The following is a 24,102-nucleotide window of genomic DNA, read 5'->3' on the forward strand; positions in this document are numbered from 1 at the left end:
GCCGTCTTGCATCTCGGTGGGAGGCGCGGGCGGCGGCGGCGCGGCCTCGGCGGGTGAGGGCGCGGCGGCGGCAGAGGGCACGGGCGCGCTCAGGTCCAGCCCGCGTTCGGCGCGCTCACGCAGGCCCTGCAACTGGTCGGCGGCGCGGCCGGTGCGCTCGGCGCCCAGTTGCACGTGCAGATCGGTGGCGGCATCGGCCAGCTGGGCCAGTCGTTCGAGGACGAAGCGGCGCGCGGCCGGGCCGGGCGGCATGGCGGCCGCGTCGCGCAGCGTCGTGAAGCTGGCGCCCGCGTGGCAGCCGGGGTTGCTGGGTCCGGCTGGCAGGCGGGCGGCGTGCTCGGCCAGCGGCGTGAAGGCGCGCATCAGGCCCAGTGCCAGGTCGACGGTCAGGCTCTTCTCGGCAGAGGGCCCGGGCAGCAGATAGGCCTGGGCCAGCAGGCGCAGCATCAGGCCGTAGCTGGCGTTGGCGATGTCCACGGTGGCGGCCGCTGCGGCGTCTTCCAGCCAGACCCGGCCTTCGGGGCGCGGCGGGCGGCGCAGCACCGGGTTGGTCGCGGCCGGCCAGGCGGGCGCGAAGGCCGCGTTCGCGGCGCGCAGCGCGGCCAGCTCGGTGCGGATGGCGGCAAAGCGCTGGTAGTGCGAGGCCTCGCTGTCACTGGGCGCGCCCTCGCCCTGGCGCACGATGGCGTCGAAGGCCGCCAGCGCGGTCTTGGAGCACAGCACCTGTCGGGCGCCGCAGAGGTTGAGTTCCGCTGGGCCCAACTGCAGCGCGCGGTCGCCGCAGAAGGTCGCGGCCTCGCCGTGTTCGGCCACGAAAGCCTGCAGGTCGGCGGACAGCGTGGCGTAGAAGTGGCCGACGGTCTCGTAGTCGCGCGCCATCGGCGTGATGCGCGGCGCCACCGCGTTGCGCGAGAACTGGCGCTCGGCGGCAAAGCCTTCGCCATCGGCCTCGGTGCTGCCGTCGGGGCGCTCCAGGTAGATGAAGTGCTGCAGCGTCGCATCGCTGAAGGGCGCGAGTTTGACGACGACGCTGGCCGGCAGATAGCCGGGGTCGAGCGGGAAGTTGCCGCGGCCGATGCGCGGCGCGCCGCCCAGCGCCGCCGTGATGTTCCAGACGGCGACGAGGTGCCCCATCTCCTCGACGGCGACGGCGACGATCTCGCGCCGCCAGCGTTCGGCGGCCTCGGCTTCGTCGGGCGCCAGCCCTTCCGCTTCGCCCTGCTTCAGGCTGAAGGCCGCGTAGAGGTAGGTGCACATCAGGTTGTGCTCCAACTCGGCGGCCTCGTAGAGGCTGTGCAGCAGTTGCTCGCGGCTGGGCGCGGCAGCGTGGGATGGGCTCGTCATGGGGTTGCGGCTAAAAGGGCGCGAGCGACATTAGCACGCGGCCCGGGCGAGACGCCCCCATGGCTGCACGGGGATGTCGCCTTGCGCGAACACGGCCTGCCAGACCTGTGCGGCGCAACACCACACGAGCACCGATGGCCGAGCAGCGGCTGCGCTGCTTCTAAAGTTTCAGAGCCCTGAGGCTCAAGCCGTGCGCAGCGGGGGCAGCCAGATCAGTGGATCGAAGCGCGCGGCCGGGGCTTCCACCCAGCGATGGAAAGGCCGGGCCAGGGCATTGGCCAGCCCCCAGGTCGCGACGAGCAGCGACAGGCCGACGGCGGGCGGGGGGCTGTCCAACTGGGTCATCAGCGCGTTCGTCAGCAGCAACACCGGGAAGTGCACCAGGAACAGCGCGTAGGACGGCGCGGCCCAGGTGGACATGGCTTCGGCCCAGCGCGCCGGCAGCAGCGGCAGGCCGCGCGCGTGGCGCGCCTCGGCCCAGGCCAGCCACAGCGCGGTGGCCAGCGCCAGCGCCAGGCGGTCGCGCCAGTCCAGCCACAGCGCCGCGCCAAAGGCCACGGCCAGCAGCACGAGGCCGGCGCGGCGGTGGCGCGAGAGACTGAACCAGTGCACGAGGGCGCCCAGGCCGTAGGCGGCGAAGAAGTAGGGCGCGTAGGCGTCCAGTGCCGCGTCGCGATTGAAGACGAAGGCCGAGGCCACCGCGAGGGCGGCCACGAGCAGCGGCCCGACGACGAGGCGGCTCGGGTGCCGCCAGCCGCGCCGCGCCAGCCACAGCAGGCCCACGAGCATGGCGAAGAGCTGCAGGTCGATGGCCACGTACCAGGCGCCCACCGTCAGCGCCTCGTAGCCCAGCACGTCGTGCAGCAGCAGCGCGTGCGCGAGCAGCTGGCCGGCGCTGATGTCGGCCGGCACCAGCTCGGGCGAGGACGACACGATGAGGCCGCTGGCGCCGAGCGTCAGCGCCAGCGCAGCCAGAAAAGGCAGCGCCAGGCGCAGATAGCGCCGCCACAGCAACTTCGGCACGCCGGCCCGCAGCGCGCCGCCCCGGGGCGACAAGGCACGCGCGCTGAGAAAGCCCGCGACGACCAGGAAGACCTGCACCGCCATGCGGCCGTACTCGTGCATGACGCCGGCCAGCAGCGGCAGCGCGGCGTGCGCGGCGTCGGCAATCGGGCCGTAGCTGGCCAGGTGGTGCAGCACGATGACTTGGGCGGCTAGCGCCTTCAGGGCGTCAATGTGCGGCAGTCGGCGGGAGGGCGTGGACATCGGCAGACATAAAAGAAACGGGCCTGCGCAATGCAGGCCCGTTGGTCGGATACGTGAAATTCTACCGGTGCGGCCTCGTTATATGCCCGTAACAACGGTGAGAACCTTGCGCGTCGCCCGGCCTTACTTGGCCGAAACCATCAGCTGGTTGTCAACCGACTTCACGCCTTCCACCGCCTTGGCGATGCTCTCGGCGCGGTCCTTCTCGGTGGCCGTGGCGACCTTGCCGGTCAGCTGCACCCAGCCGTTAGCGTCGGTTTCGACGTGGACCATGGCCAGCGACGAGATCTTGCTGCCGGCCAGCTGCGCCTTGATCTTGGTCGTCACGACCGAGTCCTTGACCCAGGTCTTGGCGGTGGCAGTGGGCTTCTCGTCAGCCGCATAAGCGGCCATGGGGCCGACCAGGGCACCGACGACGATCAGGGAGGCGAGCTTAGAGAACTTCATGAGTTGTCCTTTCGAGGGAACGGACGCGCCCGATGCGCGTCGCCACAGATGCAAATCTAGGCAGCCTGGCTTGTGCACGCTGCCGGGCGAAACGAGCTTGAGCTGTAGGAGATTTCCTAGCCACCATGGACGGGCTATCGTGGCGCCATGCCGCACACCGTCCTCACCTTCTGGTTCCAGGAAATCCGCCCCGCCGACTGGTGGGCCGCCAACCCCGTCTTCGATGAACAGGTGCGCGGTCGCTTCGGCGCGCTGCACGAACAGGCCATTCGCTGCGAACTGTTCGAGTGGCGCGCGACGCCCGAGGGCCGCCTGGCGGAGGTCATCGTGCTGGACCAGTTCTCCCGCAACATCCATCGCAGCACGCCGCGTTCCTTCGCGGCCGACCCGCTCGCGCTGGCCCTCGCCCAGGAGGCCGTCGCCGCCGGGGCCGACCTGCAACTGCAGTTCGATCAGCGCTCCTTCCTCTACATGCCCTGGATGCACAGCGAGTCCGCCGCCATCCACGCAGTGGGCGAGCCGCTGATGAAGGACCGGGCGCCGCAGCACACGCATGACTTCGAGCTCAAGCACCGCGCCATCGTTGACCGCTTCGGGCGCTACCCGCACCGCAACGCCATCCTGGGCCGCCCGTCGACGGCGGAAGAAGTGGAGTTCCTGAAGCAGCCCGGCTCCAGCTTCTAAGGCTGGCCTGACGGCCGCAGCCGGGCGGCCATGCCCAGCAAGACCCTTCCGTAAGCATTTGCATCGGGCGGGAAGGAAGGCGGCGCGGCGGGCGTTGTGCAGGTTGAAGGGGCCACCAGACAAGAGGCCCCCCAACAACCGAGGAGCCCGTCATGTCCCGTCTTTCCGTTACCGCGCTTGCCGCCCTGCTGGCGCTGCCCGTTCTTGCCCACGCTGACGAGCCGGCACCCAACGCCGGTCGGCGCGCTGTCAGCGTCGCCGCTCAACGTGACTCGCAGAAAAATCAGCAGGCGGCGGCCTCGCTGAGCCTGCCCGTGGGCGACCGCGCCTGGGTCAACGTCGGCGCGGGCACGTCGCGCAGCCAGGACGCCGCCACCGGCCGCACCTATCGGCCCAAGCAGTTCAGCGCTGGCGTCGGCGTGGCCGGCAAGGCTTGGGCAGCGACGCTGGACGCTACCCGCCGCCGTGACGGCAGCGCCTTCAACCAGACGGATTGGGCGGCCGCCGCCGACGTGCGGCCGGTGGACGGCGTGAGCGTCGGCGTGGACGCCACGCATCGCAGCGCCAAGCTGCGTAACGCGACAACCGACCAGCGCCTGCGTGGCCATGGCGTCGGCGTGCACGGCGCTGTTGCGGTTGGCAAGCAGCTCACGGTCTACGGCGCGACGCTGCGCAACCGCTACAAGGTCAGCGAGACGACGACGCAGGCCGGCTCGGCTGGCGCTCTGGGCCTGCTGCAGCCGCGCCCCTCCGTCGTCAATCGCGACGAGCTGGCCCTGGCGCGCAGCTCGCAGGTTGGCGCTACCTGGCGTTTTGATAACCAAGTCGCCGTCAGCACGGAGGTGATGGTGGACCGCCTGCAGGACGGCGGCAGCCTGCGCACCGCCCAGCTCAAGGCTGCGGTGCCGGTGGGCGGCGGCTGGACGCTGGCGCCCGCCATCGGCCGCAGCCATGGCCCGCAGGGCACGCAAGCCACCTACGGCCAGCTCGGCGCGAGCTTCGCCTGGTGAGCCCGCGAGGTCAGCGCTTGGTCGCCGGGTCCCAGTGCTCGGCGATCTTGCCGTTCTCGATGCGGAACATGTCAAACCAGGTCGTCGTGTACTTCTTCGCCGGGTCCTTCGGGTCCGGCTGCTCTCTGACGAAGCTGAGGATGACGAGATCGCCTTCGGCCGTGATGGCCACCAGCGGCGCCTTGACGCGGTCCTCGATGGGCTTGGGCATGGCGATCTGCGAGAACACTGCCACGAAGCCGGCGCGCCCCGTCGGCACCGACGGGTTGTGCTGGATGTAGGACTCGGCCAGATAGCGGTCCACCCGCTCCATATGCCCACCCTCGAACACCTCGCGCCAGAAGTCGTAGACGAGGCGCTTGTTGGCCGCCAGCCTGGGGTCAGCGCTGGCCAGCAGTTGTGCGTGATCGGCGTTGGCGTGAACCGGCACCTGGGCCAACGCGGGGCCGGCCAGTGCGACTGCCAGGAAGCTTGAGAGGAGGGCTTGTTTCATGGGGTCTTTCCGAGAGGGACGATGAGTGTAGGAAACCCCGTTCTGCAGGCGAAACCGGTTCGCGGTATGGTCGCGCCCGACCTGCCAGCAAGCCATGGACAACTTCGATCTCAACGTATTGCGCACGGCCGCCGGCTGGCGCGCCGAGTTGCGCAGCGTCGTGCTGGGCACGATCACCCGTACATGGGGCTCGGCGCCCCGGCCGGTGGGCTCGCTGGTGGCGGTGCGCGACGACGGGCTGATCGCCGGCTCCGTGTCCGGCGGCTGCATCGAGGACGACCTCATCGCCCAGCTGCGTGCCGGCAGCCTGCAACTCGACAGGCCCACGCCGCTGCGTTACGGCGTTGGCGCCGAGGAGGCACGCCGCTTCGGCCTGCCCTGCGGCGGCACGCTGGAGCTGATGCTGGAGCCGCTGGGCCCGCAGTCGGGCCTTGACGAACTGCTGGCCCACCTGACTCGCGGCGAGCGCGTTCGCCGCACGCTGGACCTGTCGACTGGCGCGGCCACGCTGGCCGATGCCGAGCCCGGTGCCGACACGCTGACGGTGACCGAAACCCAGCTCATCAGCCACCACGGCCCGCAATGGCGGCTGCTCGTCATCGGCGCCGGCCAGATGACCGACTACCTCGCGCAGATGGCGCTCGCGCTCGGCTACGGCGTGACGGTGTGCGACCCGCGCGCCGAGTACGCCGACGGCTTCGTATTGCAAGGCGTGGCACTGACCCGCGACATGCCCGACGACGTCGTCATGGCCTTCAAGCCCGACGGCGCGACGGCCATCGTCGCGTTGACGCACGACCCCAAGCTCGACGACCTCGCGCTGATGGAGGCGCTGAAGGGCGCCGCCTTCTACGTCGGCGCCATCGGCTCCCGCGTCAACCAGGCCAAGCGCCGCGCGCGGCTGAGCGAGCACTTCGGCCTGACCGACGGGCAGCTCGACCGCCTGCACGGCCCGGTGGGCCTGGACATCGGCGCCCGCACACCGCCGGAGATTGCGTTGAGCATCCTGGCGGAGATGACCGCCGTTCGTTACCGGGCGGCTGGCGCTCGCTCCGAGCCGGGCTGCGCGACATAGCAACGCGCACCTCCCCGAGAATCGCGCGTCCGCAGGGTGCGACCGAATGGTCACCTCTGCCATCCTGTCTACTCATGACCAGACAGCCTGCTCAGGAGCGCTCATGGCCGAAATCACCCGTCGCCGTACTGGCGAATTGCTACGCGAGTTGTTTGCCCTGCTTTTGGCTGCGCCGGAGGGCTTGCGCGCCAGTGCGGCCCTCGAAGCACTGGCTGCTCGCGTGACGCTCACGCCCTACGAGGCACAGGACTACGAGTCGGGCGGGCGGCGGTTCGACAAGATCGTCCGGTTTGCCACGGTGGATTGCGTCAAGGCGGGCTGGCTGCTCAAGGACAAGGGCATCTGGAACATCACCGATGAGGGCCGCCGCGCCCACGCCGAGCTGACCGACCCCGAGGCCTTCTACCGCCGCGCGGTGAAGCTCTACAACGAGTGGCGGGCCACACAGCCCGACGCCGAAGTGCCCAGCACCGCAGCCGCGACGAGCGGAGACCCACTGGCGCAGGAAAGTACGGCGAAGGAAGTCAGCATTACGTTCGAAGAGGCCGACGAGCGCGCGTGGGCTGAAATCTCAACCTACTTGCAGGCCATGAAGCCCTATGACTTTCAAGAGCTGGTTGCGGACTTGCTGCGCGCGATGGGCTATTACGTGTCGTGGGTATCGCCACCGGGCAAGGATGGCGGCGTTGATATCTGGGCTGGCCCGGACGCGCTCGGAGCGCAATCACCACGCATCAAGGTGCAGGTGAAGCGCCAGCAGGTTGCCGTCAATGTCGAAGGGCTGCGTTCCTTCATGGCCGTGCTGGGGGATGAGGACGTGGGGCTCTTTGTCTGTACGGGAGGCTTCACGAAGGACGCGATGACCGAGGCACGTACGCAGGAAAAACGTCGAGTGACCTTGATTGGGCTTGAAAAACTCTTTGACTTGTTGGTCGCCCACTACGACAAGCTCTCGGACCAGGCCAGACGGCAACTGCCTCTGAGGCCGATCTACTTCCTGGCGCCGAGAGGCTGAAGCAGCCGGTTCACTTGATGGTGTAGCCGCGGCCGTCCATGCACGCGTCGACGGCGCGGTTGAACACGCTGCTGTCGGCCTGCGCATTCGGCTGCGTCGTCGCCCAGCGGTTGCAGTCGCGGCGGTCGGTTTCCAGCTGCTCGGGCGACTGGCCGTTGCGCGGGTAGATGATGGGTTCGGCCTTGGGCGGCGGAGGGGGCGGCGGTGCCGGCTGGACCTGGGCCGTGTTGGCCTCAGGCGGCGGCGCTGCCACGACATAGCCCTCCGGCACCGGCCGGTAGTACACGCCATTGGCGTAGTAGTAGGGCATGCCGCCCAGCGTCAGCGTCACATAGGACGGCGGCAGCAGCGGGATGACCACGCCGAAGGGCGGTGCGACGACGCGGTAGCGCGGGCCGTAGGGCTGGTACCAGACGCCGCCATGGAACCAGTAGCGGCCGGGGCCTGCGCCGACGATCACGGCGCCGCGCGGCACGTAGGGCGCGACATAGCCGCGCGCGGGGTAGTAGTGGTCGTGGTGGTAGCGGTTGTCGAACACCATGCCGATGTTGGCGCGCACGCGCACATCGGCGTGCGCGGGCAGGGTGGCGCACAGCGTGAGCAGTGCGGCGGTGGTGGCGCTGATCAAGGTCTTCATCGTCTTCAACCCAAGAGTCGGGAGGGAATCGCAACGCCATCAGGCTGCGCCGCGTGCACTGCGGCGGCATTGCAGAGACGTAAAGTTCTCTGCCTACCCCTTCGCCAGCCTGTCACCGCCATGATCGAACTGCACTACTTTCCCAGCAACGCCAGCTTCGCGCCCCACATCCTGCTGGAGGAACTGGGCATCCCCTTCACGCTGCGTGTCGTGGACCGCGCCAACAACGAGCACAAGTCGCCGGCCTATCTGAAGCTCAATCCGAACGGGCTGATTCCCACGCTGGTCGACGGCGACCTCGTGCTCTACGAGACGGCCGCCATCCTGATGCACCTAGCCGACTGCCACCCGGGCTTTGCGCCGGCACCCGGCACGGCCGAGCGGGCCGAGTACTACAAGTGGATGGTCTGGCTGACCAACACGCTGCAGGCCATGCTCATCCACTACTTCTACCCAGACCGCATGGCCGCCGACGCGGCCGAGGTCAAGGCCCGCGCCGAGGCGCAGGTGGCGCCGATGCTGGACCAGATGGACGCTCACCTCGCCCGGCACGGCGGCGACTGGTTCCTGGGTGACAGCTACACGGCGGTCGACCCGCTGGCTTTCATGCTGTGCCGCTGGACGCGCATGCAGGTCAACCCGGCCAAGACGCGGCCGGCGCTGGGGGCGTATCTGAAGCGGGTGTTCGACCGGGCGGCGACGCAGCGGGTGGTGGCGAAGGAAGGGCTGCAGGACCCGGTGTATTGATCTCGACGGGCGGGTCGGGATGCTTTGGTGGGAGGCTCCAACAGGCTTTCAGCAAAAGCAACCCTAACTCCCTGTCCCACTCACTCAAACCTCTCCCCGCACCCCTGGCAAAACCGCGCGTCAGTGAGGTTCACCGCCCCGCAATGCCGGCAGAACTTCGTGCTCCCTGGCGTGGCGGCGCCTGCCTTGGCCGGGCCAGCCGCTGCGCCGAGCAGGGCAGCAGCCGCCTCGCCAGCCAGTGTCGGCGCGGCCGACGCGTTCGCCAGCGCCCGCTCCGCATGGGCCAGCGCCGCGATGCGGCTCATGTCCTCAGCGCTCTCCGGCGCCACCAGGCTCGCCCGGCTGCGGCCGAACTCGCTCAAGTGGGCGGCGAGTTCGCGGGCTTCTGCGTCCGTGGAGAACATGGCGGTGATCTGCCGGCCGGCGTCCTTGCCGAAGACGACGGATTCGATGCGGGCGCGCCAGACGCGCAGCGTCATGGCCTCGGTGCGGACGATCTGGTTGCTGGTCTGCACCCGGGCGGTGAGCTGGTTGCCGGTGCCGACGCTGGCCGTCTGGTAGGTGCCCTCCATCTGCACCCAGGTCATGAAGGACTGGAAGTCGAAGCGCCCCCAGAGCTGCGCCGCGGAGCGGAAGCAGAAGCCGGCAACGACCAGGAAGATCGACGACGCGCCGACCAACTGCAAGGGCAGCTCCCGGATCTGCAAGCCCTCGCTGCTGCGCGCGAACCAGACGGCGCAGCCGGTGGCCGCCAGCGTCAGCAGCGTGGCGTACAGATCCAGGCTGACGAGGAAGCAGTGACGACCCGAGGCGAGCGCCTGGCCGACGGAGGTGGGCACCATGTTCGGCAAGGGCGTCGGCTGGGTTTCTTCCAGCAGCTCGCCGCTGAAGGAGCCGGAATGCAGCTCGGGCTGGATGACCGGTGTGGCGCGAGCGTAGCGGCGGTTGGGGATGCGCTCGGTCCATTGCTCTTGCATGCGGCGTTCGAGTTCGTCCAGCAACAGGCTGGGTGGCACGTTGAGTGACAGGCGCAGCTGCTCGGAGCTCGTCTGCGTCGCGGGCGGGGCGGCAACCTGCCGCAGCGTGGCGAGCAGCAGCAGGGCCGAGGCCAGCGTGCCGGAGATCAACAGCATGAAGGTCTGCGGCGCCAGCGAGAACTGGAAGGTCGGCAGGCCCTTGCTGAGCACGGTCGCCACCAGGGCCGGGCCGACGACGGCCGCCGCGATCAGGATGACGAGGGTCTTGGTGCTCAGGTTGACCCGCCCCGCGCCGAGGATGGGCCGCAACAGGAAGACCAGGCCGAAGACGAAATACGCCACCGACAGCAGCGGCCGACTGGCCTCGGTGCCTAACGCGCCCCAGGCCACGCCGAAGCTCAGCGAGGCGGCCACCATGGCGCAAACATTGAAGAAGGCACTGCGTGCTTGGTCCTGCACGGCCAGCGGCGCCGTGATGAGCTTGGGCACCCAGTGGTAGAGCACGCCCTCCACGGCGCCGGTGGGCTCGGGATAGGTCAGGGCCCCCTCGCGCAGCAGCCGCTTGACCGCGTCGGCGGCGGGCGAGTTGCCATCGGCCGTGGGCGGGATGTCCACTGCCAGCGAATGCGGCCGGCCGCGCCCGAAGAAGAAGCGCAGCCGCTTGGCCGCTACGGCGATGGCCAGCAGTGCTGCGAACACCAGCGCCAGGCCGATGCCCAGCGGGATGGGGGCCAGCGTGTGCCGACCCTGCATCAACGCCAGCACGCCGCCGACGAAGAGCACGCCGCCGCACAGCAGCAGGAACAGGTTCTGAACCCTGTACGGGTTGGGCAGCTCCAGCGTGGCGCCCGCAGAACTGTAGTCATAGCTCATGAGGTGCTCTCCCCGTGATTGATCAAGGCGCCCCGCACAAACAATGCACCGCCGCCGCCCTTTCCCACCTTCCTTGCGCCGATTGCTTCGCCAACTCCCTCAACGTGGCCAGCTCTTCGACCACCGGCGCCGGCAGCGCGTCCAGCCCCAGTGCCTGCCCGACCGCATGCGCCAGCGGCGGCGCCACCACGTCGGTCAACGACGCCAGCAGCCGCTCCTTGCGGCTCATGTCGCGCTCCACGTAGACCAGGCGCGGCTTGTCGCCGTCTTTCACCTCCAGCTTGCCCAGCTTCACCGCCGTCTGCACCGCGTCGTCCAGGCTGCCCAGCCGGTCGACCAACCCGCGCTCCTTGGCCTGCGCGCCGGTCCAGATGCGGCCCTGCGCCACCGCATCGATCTTCTCGGGCGTGCTCTTGCGCGCCTGGGCTGCCAGCGCAGTGAAGCGGCCGTAGATGTTGTCGATGTTGGACTGGATAACGGCCTCCAGCCGTGGGTCCAGCGGGCGGCGCGGGTCGCCGGCACCGGCCAGCCAGGTCGTCGTCACGCCGCCGGTGTGCAGCGACAGCTTGTCCATCAGCTTCTCGGCCGTCGGCAGGATGCCGAACACGCCGATGCTGCCGGTGATGGTGCCGGCGTCGGCGATGACGGCGTCGCTGCTGGTCGCGATCCAATAGCCGCCCGAGGCCGCCACGTCGCCCATCGAGACGACGACCGGCTTGCCGGCCGCGCGCGTCAGCTCCAGCTCGCGGCGCACGATCTCGGACGCGAAGGCGCTCCCGCCGGGCGAATTCACGCGCAGCACGACGGCCTTGATGGCGTCGTCCTCGCGCGCCTTGCGGATGAGGCGGGCGGTCGAGTCGCCACCGATGCGCCCGGGGCCCGCATCGCCGTCGACGATCTCGCCCTCGGCCACGACGATGCCCACGCCCGGCTGCAGCTTGCTCGGCGTGCCGGCGTCCTTCACGTAGGCCAGGTACTCGTTCAGCGACACCTGGCGGAAGCTCTTGCTTTGTTCGTCCTTGGCGCCTTTTCTGATCAGCAGCGCGCGCATCTCATCGCGCGTCTTCAGGCCGTCCACCAGCTTGCTCTGCAGCACCAGCTGGGCCGGGTCGCCCTTCACGGCGGCCAGGCGCTGCGGCAGCTCGGCGATGGTCTTGGCGATGCTGCCGGCCTCCAGCTTGCGCGCCGTCTCGATGGCGCCGGTGAAGCCGCTCCACAGCTCGCCGTAGACCAGGCCCTCGGCCTCCAGCGTGGCGGGGCTGGGGCCGGTGGCGGTGTAGGGCTCGGCAAAGCTCTTGTAGGTGCCGACCTTGATGACGTGGGCCGTCACGCCCAGGCGGTCCAGGGCGTCCTTGTAGTAGGTGCGGTGGCGGCCGAAGCCTTCGATCATGACCGTGCCCATGGGGTGCACGTAGACCTCGCTGGCCTGCGCGGCCAAGAAGTAGCCGCGCTGGCTGTAGCTGTCGGCGTAGGCGAGCACTGGCTTGCCCGAGGCCTTGAAGCGCTGCAGTGCCGCGCTCACCTCGTGCAGGCCGGCGAGGCCCGCGCCGCCCAGGTCTTCCACGTCCAGCAGCACGGCGCCGATCTTGTCGTCCTTGGCCGCCTGGTCCAGCGCGGCGAGCACATCGCGCAGGCGCGTTTGGTGCGGCACGTTGCGGCCCTGGGCCTGGGCCATCAGCTGCTCGCGCGGGCTGCCGGAGAACTGCTCGACGAGACTGCCGTCCAGCTTGACCACCAACGTCGTCTTGTCGGCCAAGGGCTTGGAGCCACGGGTCAGCAACGCTGTCACGATGATGACGAGTAGCAGCAGCACGAAGAGATTCGTCAGCGCCCGGCGCGTGCCGTCGAGCAGCCACCAGGCCTTGGAAAAGAACCAACCGATTGCGGAGAACACGGACTTCATCGACGGAGACCTTGAGGGTTGATGCGCGGCGATTGTGGCGCTGGGAGCCTGAGTGGCAGAGGGCTACGCCCTCTGCCACTCAGGCTCCCTGGGCTTTAAGCTCTGCAAGTCACGGTTGAAAGAACCCCACATGCTTGCTTGGCCCCGCTGGACGAGACGCCTCAACCAGCATTTCCCGCTGCGATATCTGACCTGGGTGTTGTGCGGCCTGCTGGCGCTGTTCTTCGCCATCCGCTGGATGGGTGACCTCGCCAATGGCGCGCTGGTGCTGGTGTTCCTGGCGCTGGCGCTGCTGGGCTTGCGCGATGTGCGCCAGACGCGCCACTCCATCCTGCGCAACTATCCCGTCATCGGCCACTTGCGCTTCCTGCTGGAGTTCATCCGCCCGGAGATGCGCCAGTACTTCGTGGAAGGCGACAACGACGCCGCGCCCTTCTCGCGGGCCCAGCGCTCCATCGTCTACCAGCGCGCCAAGGGCGACCCCGACCAGCGGCCCTTCGGCACCCAGCTCGACGTCGGCGCGCGCGGCTACGAGTGGATCAACCATTCGCTGGCGCCGACTCATCTCACCAGCCACGACTTCCGCATCACCATCGGCGCCAGCCGCGCCCAGCCCTACTCGGCCAGCGTCTTCAACATCTCGGCGATGAGCTTCGGCGCGCTCAGCGCCAACGCCATCCTGGCCTTGAACAAGGGCGCCAAGCAGGGCGGCTTTGCGCACGACACCGGCGAGGGCTCGATCAGCGCCCATCACCGCGTGCATGGCGGTGACTTGATCTGGGAGATCGGCTCGGGTTATTTCGGCTGCCGCAACGACGACGGCTCGTTCAGCGCCGAGAAGTTCCAGGCCGCCGCGGTGGACCCGCAGGTCAAGATGATCGAGCTCAAGCTCAGCCAGGGCGCCAAGCCGGGCCATGGCGGCGTGCTGCCCGGCCCCAAGGTCACGGCCGAGATCGCCGCCGCGCGCGGCGTGCCCGAGGGCGTGGCCTGCATCTCGCCGTCCCGCCACAGCGCCTTCTCGACACCCATCGAGATGATGCAGTTCATCGAACAACTGCGCACCCTCTCGGGCGGCAAGCCGACCGGCTTCAAGCTCTGCATCGGCCACCCCTGGGAATGGTTCGCGCTGGCCAAGGCCATGCTGGAGACCGGCATCACGCCGGACTTCATCGTCGTCGACGGCGCCGAGGGCGGCACGGGTGCGGCGCCGCTGGAGTTCACCAACTACGTCGGCGCGCCGCTGCAGGAGGGGCTGCTGCTCATCCACAACACGCTGGTCGGGCTGAACCTGCGCGACAAGATCAAGATCGGCTGCGCCGGCAAAGTCACGACGGCCTTCGATCTCGTGCGCCTGATGGCCCTGGGCGCGGACTGGTGCAACTCGGGCCGCGGCTTCATGTTCGCGCTCGGCTGCATCCAGGCCCAGGCCTGCCACACCGGCCACTGCCCGACCGGCGTGACGACGCAGGACGCCCAGCGCCAGCGCGCCATCGTCGTGCCTGACAAGGCCCAGCGCGTGGCCAACTTCCACCAGGGCACGCTGAAGGCGCTGAAGGAACTCGTCGAGGCCGCCGGCCTGTGCCACCCGCAGGAGATCACCGCCCAGCACATCGTGCACCGGCTGGACAAGCACGAGGTCAAGCTGCTGGCCAACCTGCTGCCCTTCGTCGAACCCGGCGCCGTGCTGCGTGGCGAGATGCCGCACAACACCTTCAAGATCTACTGGCCGCTGGCCAGCGCCCACAGCTTTGCGCCGCAGGGCAGCATCGGGCGGACAGCTTGATGACAGGGCAACCGCCCGGACGCGGGGGTTGAGGCGGAATAGCGTCTACAACTTAGGGGGATGAAGGCCAAAACGCGCACAATCGCGCCGCCTTCTCTGCTGTTCATGCCCACCGTCTACCTCCTCCGCCTCAGCGAGACCACCTTGCAGCGCACGCGCTCGTTGCTGCTGCAGGCCAATGGCATCGAGCTGGCCGGCAGCCAGGGTCATTTCAATGACGCCTTGGCGGAGATTGCCTCGCTGGCGCCCGACATCGTCGCCAGCGACCTGCGCCTGATGGACGCGCACGCGATGCGCGTCGCCCACGAGCTCGGCCGCTTGCCGGTGCGGCCCCAACTGCTGCTGCTGACGCCGACCGCCGACGACCTGCAGCTGTTCGCCGCCTTGAGCGCTGGGGCCAATGCCTATCACGTCGACGACGGTAGCCGAGGCGGGCTGGTCGAGTCGATCACGCGGCTGCACGACCGCCGCGCCATGCTCAACCCGCCGCTCGCCCGCCTGGCCCTGGCCGCCTTCGGCATCGAGCGCAGCCCGTTGGTGACGGCCTGCCAGCCTGCAGCGCCTCTGGACACCACGCCCGCCGGTCGGCAGATCGACCAGTCCAGCCGCCACCTGCTGACGCTGTTGGCGCAAGGCCTGCTGCTGGCCGAGATCGCGACGCTGTGGAAGCTGGAGACCGCCGAGATCGAACGCCGCATCTGGCGCCTGGTGCGCCTGCTACATGTGCGATCGCGCGAGTTGCTGATCGCCTGATCAGCTCGGGACGCTGTCGATGAAGCTCTGGCGCTGGGACAGCTTGTCCATGTGGCGCGCCAGGTTGGGGTAGTCCTCGCGCCAGGTGATCTCCGGGAAGCGGAAGGCCAGCCAGCCCAGGGCGCAGCCAAGCGAGATGTCGGCCAGCGAAAAGTGGTTGCCCGAGCACCAGGGCCTGTCGCCCAGGCCCTGGCTCATCGCCGCCAGCGCCGCCGTCACCTTGGCCATCTGACGGTCTATCCAGGCGGGGTTGCGCTGCTCGGCCGGGCGGTGGGCCCAGGTGCTCTCCAGCCGGGCCAAGAGGGCCGCGTCGACGATGCCGTCGGCCAGCGCCTCCCAGGTGCGCACCTCGCAGCGCTCGCGGCCGCGGTCGGGGATGAGCTTGCCTACGGGGGACAGCGTGTCCACGTACTCAACGATGACGCGCGAGTCGAACACGGCGCCGGTGATCGAGTCCTGGCCCTCCATGACGAGGCAGGGCACCTTGCCCAGCGGGTTCATCTTCAGGATGGCGTCACTGCCCCAGACATCTTCCAGCACCAACTGGTAATCGAGCTTCTTCTCGGCCATGACGATGCGCACCTTGCGCACGTAGGGGCTGGCGAGAGAACCGATCAACTTCATCGCGGGCATAGGCAGGAACTGGGGGTCACAGGTCGAAACGATTCTAGCGAGCGGCCCCGTGCGGCCCGGCCGTGAAAAAGGCCTGTCGGGCCAGGCAGACAAGCCCCCTGGGAAGCGGGGGTTGCCAGCCGGGCGAGGGGCGGCCAGAGTGCTGCCCGATCCACCGCCAAGACGGTGGCGATTCATCAGGGAGACCCCATGTCAGACATCAATGCCGCCTTTGACGCGGCCCACGTCCCGTCGGCGCCTGCGCCGCGTGTCCTAGAAATCCGCTTCACGGGTTCCGGCAGCGAGTACTTCCGCATCTGGTCGGTCAACCTGCTGCTGATTCTGGTCACGCTGGGCCTGTACCTGCCGTTCGCCAAGGCGCGGCGCATCCGCTACTTCTATGCCAACACGCTGGTCGACGGCCAGGCACTGAGCTTCCACGGCGACTCGTGGAAGATGTTCCGCGGCTTCGTGCTGATGGTCGTGTTGATGGGCGCCTACACCGCCGCCGGCAAGGTGTCGGCCACGGCCGCCCTCGTGGCCTTCCTGGTCCTGTGCGCCGTCTGGCCGGCACTGTGGCGGGCCTCCCTGCAGTTCCGCCTCGGCAACACCAGCTGGCGCGGCCTGCGCATGCGCTTCGAGGGCGCACTGAAGGACGCCTACCTGGCCTGCGCGCCCACCTATCTGCCGCTCATCGTCTTCATGGTGTGGTCGCGCCTGATGGTGCCGGACGGCGCCAGCGAGGGTGAGGCCGTCAAGGCCTATGGCCTCATCAGTCTGGTGGCGATGGGTGTCGTGATGCTGCTGTCGCCCCTGTCCTTCGCGATGTTCAAGCGCTACCAGCACAAGGGCTACCGCATTGCCGGCCAGCAGGCGCGCCTTGATCTGAGCAGCGGTCGCGTTTATCTGCTGAGCCTGAAGCTGGTGGGCGTGTCCATTGCTGGCCTGTTGCTGGCGGCGCTGGTCGTGGGCCTGCTGGGCTTTGCCGTGTATGCCGCAACCGGCTTCAGGCCGAACGCGTCGTCGCCCTTCGCCCAGGCGGGCTTCATGGCCATCGCCCTGCTGGTCTACCTGCTGGCGTTCTCCGTCGTGATGCCCTACGGCGCCGCCCGCATGCAGAACCTCGCCTGGAACAACACGCGCAGCGCGGCGCTGTCCTTCCGCAGCGAGCTGCGCTTCCGGCCGCTGTTCGGCCTGACGTTGAAGAACTGGCTGCTGACGGCGCTGACGCTGAGCCTGTACCGGCCCTTCGCCGCCGTGACCACCGCGCGCCTGCGCCTGGAGGCCGTGCAGATCGAAAGCCTGGAAGACCCGGCCGACTGGGTGGCTGCGAGCCTGGCCAGCCATGCCGACGCCACCGGTGACGTCGCCGGTGACTTCTTCGGCATCGACATGGGGCTGTGAGCATGGAGCAACCTCGCCTGGAGCTCGGCTTTGCCGCCCAACCCGCGGCTACTGCGGCGCCGCGCACGCTGGAGATCCGCTTCACCGGCTCCGGCAGCGAGTACTTCCGCATCTGGTCTGTCAACCTGCTGCTCATCCTCGTCACGCTGGGCCTGTACCTGCCCTTCGCCAAGGCGCGGCGCATCCGCTACTTCTATGCAAACACGCTGGTCGACGGCCAGGCGCTGAGCTTCCACGGCGACCCGTGGAAGATGTTCCGCGGCTTCCTGCTGCTGGTGGTGCTGATGGGGCTGTACGGCGGCCTGAGCAACTTCTCGGTGGTGCTGGGCGGGCTCGCCTTCTTCGCCCTGCTGCTGCTGTGGCCGCCGCTGTGGCGTGCGGGCATGCGCTTCCGGCTGACGCACACCAGCTGGCGCGGCCTGCGCTTCGGCTTCGCGGGTGACATGGCCGGGGCTTATCTCGCGTTCCTGCCCGTCAGCATTCCGCTGGCTCTCCTGGTGGTCGTGCCAGCGGACGCCGACACCGGATTGCGCGTGCTGGCCGGCATCGGGGCGCTGGCCTTCAACTTCATGGTGCCCTGGACGCTCGGCCTGGCCAAGCGCTACCAGCACAGCCACTACCGATTTGCCCACCTGCAGACGCGCACCTGGCTTGAGCCGTCGCAGGTCTACGGCTTGAGCTTTCGCGCCGGCTTCATGGGCGGCATCGCCGTCGTCATCGCGGGCGTCGTCGCGGCCGTCTTGCTGCCGTCCCTGCGTGGGGCCGGCAGCTGGGTGCCTATTGCCGGCGTGGCCCTGGTGTACGGGGCGGCCTATGTCTGGGTCAGTTCTGCCTTCACGGCGGGGCTGCAAAACATGGCCTGGTCACGCACGGCCAGCGAGGGCGTCATGTTCAAGAGCGATCTGGAGACGATGGATCTGGCCCGACTGACGCTGAAGAACTGGCTGTTGATGGTCATCACGCTGGGGCTGTACCGGCCCTTTGCAGCCGTTGCGACGGCCCGGCTGCGGCTGGAGGCCGTGGCGCTTGAGACGACCATCGACCTCGATGCCCTGGCCGGTGACGAGGCTGCTCGCGACGACCACGCGGCTGGCGACTTCGCGGGTGACTTCTTCGGCATCGACCTGGGCCTGTGATGGACAACTCCCTCCGCATCGAGGCCGACTGGTTCGACGGCCGCAGCGCCCGCGCGCGGCCGGTGGAGGTCTGGCTCGACAGCGCCACGCTGCACTTCGGCGATCAGACGGCACCGCTGCGCAGCCTGACCTGGCCCGAGCGCCAGCGCCATGGCCAGCGCCAGGTCTTGCTGCCCGGCGGCGGCCTGCTGAGCTTTGCCGACGCGGAGGCCTTCGACGCCTGGGCGCTGGCCTCGGGCCGCCGCGACAGCGCCGTGGTGCAGTGGCAGCAGAGCTGGCGGCTGGCGGTGCTGTCGCTGGTGCTGCTGGTCGCCAGCCTTCTGGCGGGCTACCGCTGGGGCCTGCCCTGGGCCGTGGACCGCGCCGTCGACGTGCTGCCACGCTCAGCAGAACACCGGCTCGGCGAGCATCTGCTGAGCGGGCTGGACGGCGAATGGCTCAAGCCCAGTGGGCTCTCGGCCGACAAGCAGCAGGTCTGGCGCCAGCGCTGGGCCATGGCCGTGAACAAGGCGCGTGCCCACGGCGGCCCGGCCGTGCCGGAGCGTTTCGAGATCCACTTTCGCGACGGCGGCAAGGCGCTCGGGCCCAACGCCTTTGCACTGCCGGGCGGCGACATCGTCATCACCGACAAGTTGCTCGAACTGCTGGCCGACGAGCCCGACGCGGTGCTGACCGTGCTGGCACATGAGCTCGGCCATGTCGAGCACCGCCACGGCCTGCGGCTGATGCTGCGGGCAGGCGCCATCGGCGTGGTCGCCTCGGTGGTCGTGGGCGACTTCTCCACGCTGCTCGCGGCGGCACCGGCCCTGCTCGCCAGCAACGCCTACTCGCGCGACAACGAGCGCGAAGCCGACCTCTATGCCCGCACGCTGGCGCGGGCCGGCGGCGTGGACGCCTCGCGCATGGCGGTGTTCTTCGAGCGCATCGCCAAGAAGAACGAGGCGACCGTGGGCAACAACCCCGTGGCCATCGCGATCTCGTCACATCCGGCCGACGAAGAGCGGGTGCGCTTCTTCAGCAAGCCGTGAAAACTAGAATCGCGGGTTTCCCACGATCTGCCGGCCTGCTATGACCACGTCCGAATACTCCGCCATCAGCGCCCTCTCACCGCTGGACGGCCGTTACGCCGCCAAGGTCGCGGCGCTGCGCCCGCTGCTGTCCGAGTACGGCCTGATGCACCGCCGCGTGCAGGTCGAGGTGGAGTGGTTCATCGCCTTGTCGGACGCCGGCTTCAAGGAGTTCAAGCCGCTGTCCTCTAGCGCCCGCTCACGCCTGCGCCGGCTGGTGAAGAAGTTCAGCGAGGCCGACGCCGAAGCGATCAAGGCCATCGAACGCACGACGAATCACGATGTGAAGGCGGTCGAGTACTGGATCAAGCGCAGCTTCGAGGGCCAGCCGGAGTTGCTGGCCGCCGGTGAGTTCGTGCACTTCGCCTGCACCAGCGAAGACATCAACAACACCAGCCACGCACTGATGCTGAAGGCCGCGCGAGACGAGGTCATGCTGCCGGCGCTGGACGGCATAACGACCAAGCTGCGCGGCATGGCCCACCAGTTCGCCGCCGTGCCGATGCTGAGCCGCACGCACGGCCAGACGGCCAGCCCGACGACGGTGGGCAAGGAGATCGCCAACGTCGTGGCCCGCCTGCAGACGGCGCGCGCGCGCATCGCCGCCGTCAAGCCGCTGGCCAAGATGAACGGCGCGGTCGGCAACTTCAACGCCCACCTGTCGGCCTGGCCCAAGCACGACTGGGAAGCCTTCTCCAAGACGGTCATCGAGAAGCAGCTGAAGCTGAGCTTCAACCCGTACACCATCCAGATCGAGCCGCACGACTACATGGCCGAGCTGTTCGACGCCTTCACGCGCGCCAACACCATCCTCATCGACTGGTCGCGCGACGTCTGGGGCTACATCTCGCTGGGCTACTTCAAGCAGCGCACCAAAGCCGGCGAGATCGGCAGTTCGACGATGCCGCACAAGGTCAACCCGATCGATTTCGAGAACGCGGAAGGCAACTTCGGCCTCGCCAGCGCCGTGCTGACGCATCTGAGCCAGAAGCTGCCGGTGAGCCGCTGGCAGCGTGACCTGACCGACTCCACCGTGCTGCGCAACATGGGCGTCGGCCTGGGTTATGCGCTGCTCGGCTACGACTCTCTGGCCAAGGGCCTGGGCAAGCTGGAAGTGAACGAAGCCGCGTTGGCCGAGGACCTCGATTCAGCCTGGGAAGTGCTGGCCGAGCCCATCCAGACGGTGATGCGCCGCTTCGGCCTGCCCAACCCGTATGAGCAGCTCAAGGAGCTGACGCGTGGCAAGGCCATCACGCAGGAATCCATCCGCGCCTTCATCGAGGGGCTGGACCTGCCCAAGGCCGAGAAGGCGCGGCTGATGAAGATGACGCCGGGCAGCTATACGGGCATCGCGCAAGACCTGGCCAAGCGCATCTGATCGTTCCGATCACAGCGCCAGCTTGAACACCCTCGAGGGCTCGTTGTAGCCCTCGAGTTGCTCCTGGCCCTGCTCGACGAAGCCCAGCTTGCCCAGCAGCGCCACGCTGGCCGGGTTGTCCACGGCGGTGATGGCCATCAGCGTCGGCCAGCCCATCACGTCACGCGCATGGGCCACGCAGCCGCGTGCCGCTTCCAGCGCGTAGCCCCGCCCTTCGTGCTCGGCCAGCAGCGCGTAACCGATGTCGGGCGCGGGCAGCACGGGCCGCTTGTACAGGCCGCACATGCCGAGCAGCAGGCCGTCCTGCCGCCGCTCGACGGCCCAGAAGCCGTGGCCCAGTTCGCGGTAGGGCTTGAACAGCCGCCCCTCGGCCCAGGTGAGGGCATCGTCCAGCGTGCGCACGCCGGGGTTGCTGATGTTGCGCAGCCAGCCGGGCTCGTTGACGAGCCGCAGCAGGAAGGCCGCATCAAGCGGTGTGAATTCACGCAGCGACAGGCGCTCGGTGTTCAGGATGTGCATCAGATCGGACAATAGCGGGTCATGCTCAAATTTCACGCCGCCCGCCAGCACGCCGCCTCATAGACCTTCATGAGCTCCGCGCCCGACTCCAGCGACAACCCCGCGCTAAGCCAGGCGCTGCGGGAGCTGGACGTCATTCTGGCGAATGCCGGCGTCGGCGTCGTCTTCGTGAAAGCCCGCACGCTGGTGCGCTGCAACGAGCGCTACGCCCAGATCTTCGGCTTCGACAGCCCCGAAGCTGCCGTCGGCCGCAGCAGCGTGGAGCTGTACGGGAGCGAAGAGGACGCCCGCGACCTCGGCCGCCGCGCCTACCCGATGCTGGCCACCGGCGAAACCTTCCGCAGCGAGCAGCTGATGCGGCGCCAGAACGGCGAGCTGTTCTGGGCCCACCTGACGGGCCGCCTCATCCACGCCGACGACCCGGCCGACGGTTCGATCTGGATCGTCGATGACATCAACGAACGCAAGCTCGCCGACGGGGCACTTTCCGACCTGCACGCCGAGCAGCAGCTCATCTTCGACCATGCGATGGTCGGCATCGTCTTCCTGCGCGGCCGCCGCGTGACGCGCTGCAACCGCGCCTTCGAGCAGCTGTTCGGCTACGAGCCCGGCGAGCTCGACGGCCAGCTGTCGCGCCGGTGGTACCTCAGCGACGAGGACTGGAAGGCCGCCGGCGACGCCTGCTACGAGCCACTCGCGCGCGGTGACGCCTTCCACGCCGAGATGCTGCTCGCCCGCAAGGACGGCACATCCATCTTTTGCGAGGTGCGCAGCAAGGCCATCGACCGCAGCGACCTGTCGCGCGGCTCCATCTGGATCACGCAAGACATCAGCGCCCGCAAGCAGGCCGAAGCCGAGCTGGTGCAGGCCAAGGCCCTGCTGGAAGCCCTCGTGCAGCAGCGCACCGAGCAGCTCAGCCAGACCGTCGCGGCGCTGGAGCTCAAGGTCGCCGAGCAGCAGGCGGCCGAAGCGCGCGCCGAGCGCCTGGCGCTGTTCGACGGCCTGACCGGCCTGCCCAACCGCCACCTGCTGGCCGACCGCGCCAGCCAGGCCATCGACATCGCCCGCCGCGGCGACGAGCCGCTGGCCGTGCTCTTCCTGGACCTGGACCATTTCAAGAACGTCAACGACTCGCTGGGCCACCGCACCGGCGACGCGCTGCTGAACCAGCTCGCCGCGCGCCTGCGCGCTGCCGTGCGCGAGCAGGACACCGTCGCCCGCATGGGCGGCGACGAGTTCGTGCTGGTGCTGCCGCTGACCGACATCGCGGGTGCGGCCCACTTGGCCACCAAGCTGATGGCCCTGGCCAGCGCGCCCTTCCAGGTCGGCCAGCAGGAGCTGACCGTCACGCCGTCCATGGGCATCGCGATGTTCCCGACCGACGGCGACGACTTCGACACGCTGTGCAAATGCGCCGACGCGGCCATGTACCGCGCCAAGCGCGACGGCCGCAACGCCTACCGCTTCTTCACGAGCGAGATGCAGGCCCAATCGGCCCGCGCGCTGCTGCTGGAGAACGCGCTGCGCCGCGCGCAGGAGCGCCACCAGCTCAGCCTGCATTACCAGCCGCAATTCGCGTTGGCAGACGATGGCCAGACCCGCATCGTCGGTGCCGAGGCGCTGCTGCGCTGGCACCACCCCGAGCTGGGCTGGGTGTCGCCGGCCGAGTTCATCCCCATTGCCGAAACCTCCGGCCTGATCCTGCCCATCGGCGAGTGGGTGCTGCGCGAGGCGCTCAACCAGCTGCGCCGCTGGGACGACGCCGGCCTGCCGGAGCTGTCGATGGCGGTGAACCTGTCGGCGGTGCAGTTCCGCCATGACGACCTGCCGGAACTCGTCGAGCGTGTACTGGGCGACGTCGGCATGCCCGCCGAGCGCCTGGAGCTGGAGCTGACCGAGGGCGCCGCGATGGACAACCCCAGCGTGGCCATCACCGTCATGAACAAGCTGCACGAGCGCGGCGTGCGCCTGGCCATCGACGACTTCGGCACCGGCTACTCTTCGCTCAGCTACCTGAAGAAGTTCCGCGTCAGCAAGCTCAAGATCGACCAGTCCTTCGTGCGCGACCTGACCGACGATGCCGAGGATCGCGCCATCGTCGACGCCGTCATTCGCATGGCCGGCGCGCTCGGCCTGCAGACCATCGCCGAAGGCGTCGAGACCGAAGGCCAGCTCGCCTTCCTGCACCGCCAGGGCTGCCAGGCCGTGCAGGGCTATCTCTTCAGCCGCCCGCTGCCGGCCGAGGCTTTTGCACAATTCGTGCTCGCCCGCACTGCGCCCGCCTCTGCCTACGCCGCCCTTCCATGAGTTCCATGAGCTTCACTGCCCAGCTTCAAGCCCTGACCCCCCAATCCCGCCTGTGCGTCGGCCTCGACCCTGAACCGGGCAAGCTGCCCGGCGCCTGGGCCGGCGACGCGAGCAAGTTCTACGACTTCTGCGCGGCCATCGTCGATGCCACGAAGGACCTCGTCTGCGCCTTCAAGCCGCAGATCGCCTACTTCTCCGCCTACGGTGCCGAAGCCCAACTCGAGCGCCTCATCGCGCACATCCATGACGTCGCGCCCGGCGTGCCCGTCATCCTCGACGCCAAGCGCGGCGACATCGGCGCCACCGCCGAGCAGTACGCCCGCGAGTGCTTCGTGCGCTACCAGGCCGACGCCGTGACGCTGTCGCCCTTCATGGGCTTCGACTCCATCGAGCCCTACCTCGCCTACGAGGGCAAAGGCGCCATCCTGCTGTGCCGCACCTCCAACAAGGGTGGTGACGACTGGCAGATGCAGCGGCTGGCCGACGTGCCCGGCCAGCCGCGCCTGTTCGAGCACCTGGCCCAGCTGGCCGAAAGCCAGTGGAACCGCAACGGCCAGCTCGGCTTGGTCGTGGGCGCCACCTACCCCGCGGAGATTGCCCGCGTGCGCGAACTTGCGCCCACGCTGGCCTTGCTGGTACCGGGCGTCGGCGCGCAGGGGGGCGATGCGGCCG

22 protein-coding genes are annotated in these 24,102 nt (G+C 68.9%); 13 read left to right on the top strand and 9 right to left on the bottom strand.

Translation table 11 applies throughout. The annotated features are described in order from the left end of the window. The 3 genes from ABIS05_RS17575 to ABIS05_RS17585 all read right to left on the bottom strand — a co-directional run. Window positions 1-1,344, bottom strand: a 1,344-nt coding sequence (locus tag ABIS05_RS17575; protein ID WP_348012799.1) for a ferritin-like domain-containing protein, incomplete at its 3' end; no start/stop codon positions are given. Between the two features lie 183 nt (window positions 1,345-1,527). Continuing rightward, on the bottom strand, window positions 1,528-2,610 hold the full coding sequence (locus ABIS05_RS17580) for an acyltransferase family protein (protein ID WP_348012800.1): 1,083 nt from the start codon (window positions 2,608-2,610) through the stop codon (window positions 1,528-1,530). 123 nt (window positions 2,611-2,733) lie between these two features. Continuing rightward, on the bottom strand, window positions 2,734-3,057 hold the full coding sequence (locus ABIS05_RS17585) for a BON domain-containing protein (protein ID WP_348012801.1): 324 nt from the start codon (window positions 3,055-3,057) through the stop codon (window positions 2,734-2,736). Window positions 3,058-3,204: 147 nt separating this feature from the next. Between ABIS05_RS17585 and ABIS05_RS17590 the strand changes: the two genes are divergently transcribed. Together ABIS05_RS17590 and ABIS05_RS17595 are read left to right on the top strand one after the other, a co-directional pair. Next, entirely contained in the window at window positions 3,205-3,741 is a 537-nt protein-coding gene (locus tag ABIS05_RS17590; protein ID WP_348012802.1) for a DUF924 family protein, read from the top strand. Window positions 3,742-3,893: 152 nt separating this feature from the next. Continuing rightward, on the top strand, window positions 3,894-4,751 hold the full coding sequence (locus tag ABIS05_RS17595; RefSeq protein WP_348012803.1) for a hypothetical protein: 858 nt from the start codon (window positions 3,894-3,896) through the stop codon (window positions 4,749-4,751). A 10-nt stretch (window positions 4,752-4,761) separates the two neighbouring features. Here ABIS05_RS17595 and ABIS05_RS17600 read toward each other — a convergent pair whose 3' ends face one another. After that, entirely contained in the window at window positions 4,762-5,244 is a 483-nt protein-coding gene (locus ABIS05_RS17600; protein WP_348012804.1) for a nuclear transport factor 2 family protein, read from the bottom strand. 94 nt (window positions 5,245-5,338) lie between these two features. Here ABIS05_RS17600 and ABIS05_RS17605 point away from each other — a divergent pair, with 94 nt between their 5' ends. Together ABIS05_RS17605 and ABIS05_RS17610 are read left to right on the top strand one after the other, a co-directional pair. Beyond that, window positions 5,339-6,319: an XdhC family protein gene (locus ABIS05_RS17605; RefSeq protein WP_348012805.1), complete on the top strand. Its 981-nt coding sequence runs from the start codon at window positions 5,339-5,341 to the stop codon at window positions 6,317-6,319. Between the two features lie 103 nt (window positions 6,320-6,422). Then, window positions 6,423-7,334, top strand: coding sequence for an Mrr restriction system protein (locus ABIS05_RS17610; RefSeq protein ID WP_348012806.1), 912 nt, complete (start codon window positions 6,423-6,425; stop codon window positions 7,332-7,334). A 10-nt stretch (window positions 7,335-7,344) separates the two neighbouring features. On the opposite strand, the gene ABIS05_RS17615 is transcribed toward ABIS05_RS17610, so the two are convergent. After that, on the bottom strand, window positions 7,345-7,971 hold the full coding sequence (locus ABIS05_RS17615; protein ID WP_348012807.1) for a DUF6515 family protein: 627 nt from the start codon (window positions 7,969-7,971) through the stop codon (window positions 7,345-7,347). Between the two features lie 120 nt (window positions 7,972-8,091). On the opposite strand from ABIS05_RS17615, the gene ABIS05_RS17620 reads away from it, so the two are divergent. Further along, window positions 8,092-8,718 (top strand): glutathione S-transferase family protein, encoded by a 627-nt coding sequence (locus ABIS05_RS17620; RefSeq protein WP_348012808.1) that lies wholly within the window; start codon window positions 8,092-8,094, stop codon window positions 8,716-8,718. A gap of 80 nt (window positions 8,719-8,798) precedes the next feature. On the opposite strand, the gene ABIS05_RS17625 is transcribed toward ABIS05_RS17620, so the two are convergent. Next, window positions 8,799-10,568 (bottom strand): zinc ribbon domain-containing protein, encoded by a 1,770-nt coding sequence (locus ABIS05_RS17625; protein WP_348012809.1) that lies wholly within the window; start codon window positions 10,566-10,568, stop codon window positions 8,799-8,801. A gap of 22 nt (window positions 10,569-10,590) precedes the next feature. Next, the gene (gene sppA / locus ABIS05_RS17630) at window positions 10,591-12,471 is read right to left on the bottom strand and encodes a signal peptide peptidase SppA (RefSeq protein WP_348012810.1); all 1,881 of its coding nucleotides are present in this window, start codon (window positions 12,469-12,471) and stop codon (window positions 10,591-10,593) included. 130 nt (window positions 12,472-12,601) lie between these two features. Here sppA and ABIS05_RS17635 point away from each other — a divergent pair, with 130 nt between their 5' ends. Together ABIS05_RS17635 and ABIS05_RS17640 are read left to right on the top strand one after the other, a co-directional pair. Next, window positions 12,602-14,254 carry an FMN-binding glutamate synthase family protein gene (locus ABIS05_RS17635; protein WP_348012811.1) on the top strand — a complete coding sequence of 551 codons (1,653 nt, stop codon included), beginning with the start codon at window positions 12,602-12,604 and terminating at the stop codon, window positions 14,252-14,254. Window positions 14,255-14,314: 60 nt separating this feature from the next. Beyond that, the gene (locus ABIS05_RS17640) at window positions 14,315-15,007 is read left to right on the top strand and encodes a hypothetical protein (protein WP_348063297.1); all 693 of its coding nucleotides are present in this window, start codon (window positions 14,315-14,317) and stop codon (window positions 15,005-15,007) included. On the opposite strand, the gene ABIS05_RS17645 is transcribed toward ABIS05_RS17640, so the two are convergent. Continuing rightward, a complete protein-coding gene (locus ABIS05_RS17645; protein ID WP_348012813.1) occupies window positions 15,008-15,631 on the bottom strand; it encodes a glutathione S-transferase C-terminal domain-containing protein in 624 nt (207 codons plus the stop codon). A gap of 198 nt (window positions 15,632-15,829) precedes the next feature. Here ABIS05_RS17645 and ABIS05_RS17650 point away from each other — a divergent pair, with 198 nt between their 5' ends. From ABIS05_RS17650 to purB, 4 genes are read left to right on the top strand one after another with little or no spacing between them, the layout of a single operon-like run. Next, window positions 15,830-17,023, top strand: coding sequence for a YjgN family protein (locus tag ABIS05_RS17650; RefSeq protein ID WP_348012814.1), 1,194 nt, complete (start codon window positions 15,830-15,832; stop codon window positions 17,021-17,023). Window positions 17,024-17,025: 2 nt separating this feature from the next. Further along, a complete protein-coding gene (locus ABIS05_RS17655; protein ID WP_348012815.1) occupies window positions 17,026-18,159 on the top strand; it encodes a DUF898 family protein in 1,134 nt (377 codons plus the stop codon). After that, entirely contained in the window at window positions 18,159-19,187 is a 1,029-nt protein-coding gene (locus ABIS05_RS17660; RefSeq protein WP_348012816.1) for a M48 family metallopeptidase, read from the top strand. Before ABIS05_RS17655 ends, ABIS05_RS17660 begins: the two co-directional genes overlap by 1 nt. A gap of 40 nt (window positions 19,188-19,227) precedes the next feature. Further along, window positions 19,228-20,604 (top strand): adenylosuccinate lyase, encoded by a 1,377-nt coding sequence (gene purB, locus ABIS05_RS17665; RefSeq protein WP_348012817.1) that lies wholly within the window; start codon window positions 19,228-19,230, stop codon window positions 20,602-20,604. 9 nt (window positions 20,605-20,613) lie between these two features. Here the strand turns inward: purB and ABIS05_RS17670 are convergent, their stop codons facing one another. Then, on the bottom strand, window positions 20,614-21,123 hold the full coding sequence (locus ABIS05_RS17670) for a GNAT family N-acetyltransferase (RefSeq protein WP_348012818.1): 510 nt from the start codon (window positions 21,121-21,123) through the stop codon (window positions 20,614-20,616). A 69-nt stretch (window positions 21,124-21,192) separates the two neighbouring features. Here ABIS05_RS17670 and ABIS05_RS17675 point away from each other — a divergent pair, with 69 nt between their 5' ends. Both ABIS05_RS17675 and pyrF read left to right on the top strand, forming a co-directional pair. Beyond that, entirely contained in the window at window positions 21,193-23,430 is a 2,238-nt protein-coding gene (locus tag ABIS05_RS17675; RefSeq protein ID WP_348012819.1) for an EAL domain-containing protein, read from the top strand. A gap of 5 nt (window positions 23,431-23,435) precedes the next feature. Continuing rightward, window positions 23,436-24,102: orotidine-5'-phosphate decarboxylase (pyrF, locus tag ABIS05_RS17680; RefSeq protein WP_348012820.1), on the top strand; the 667-nt coding region annotated here is incomplete at its 3' end.

Origin of the sequence: Roseateles sp. (assembly GCF_039929605.1) — a bacterium.
GTDB lineage: Bacteria > Pseudomonadota > Gammaproteobacteria > Burkholderiales > Burkholderiaceae_C > Pelomonas.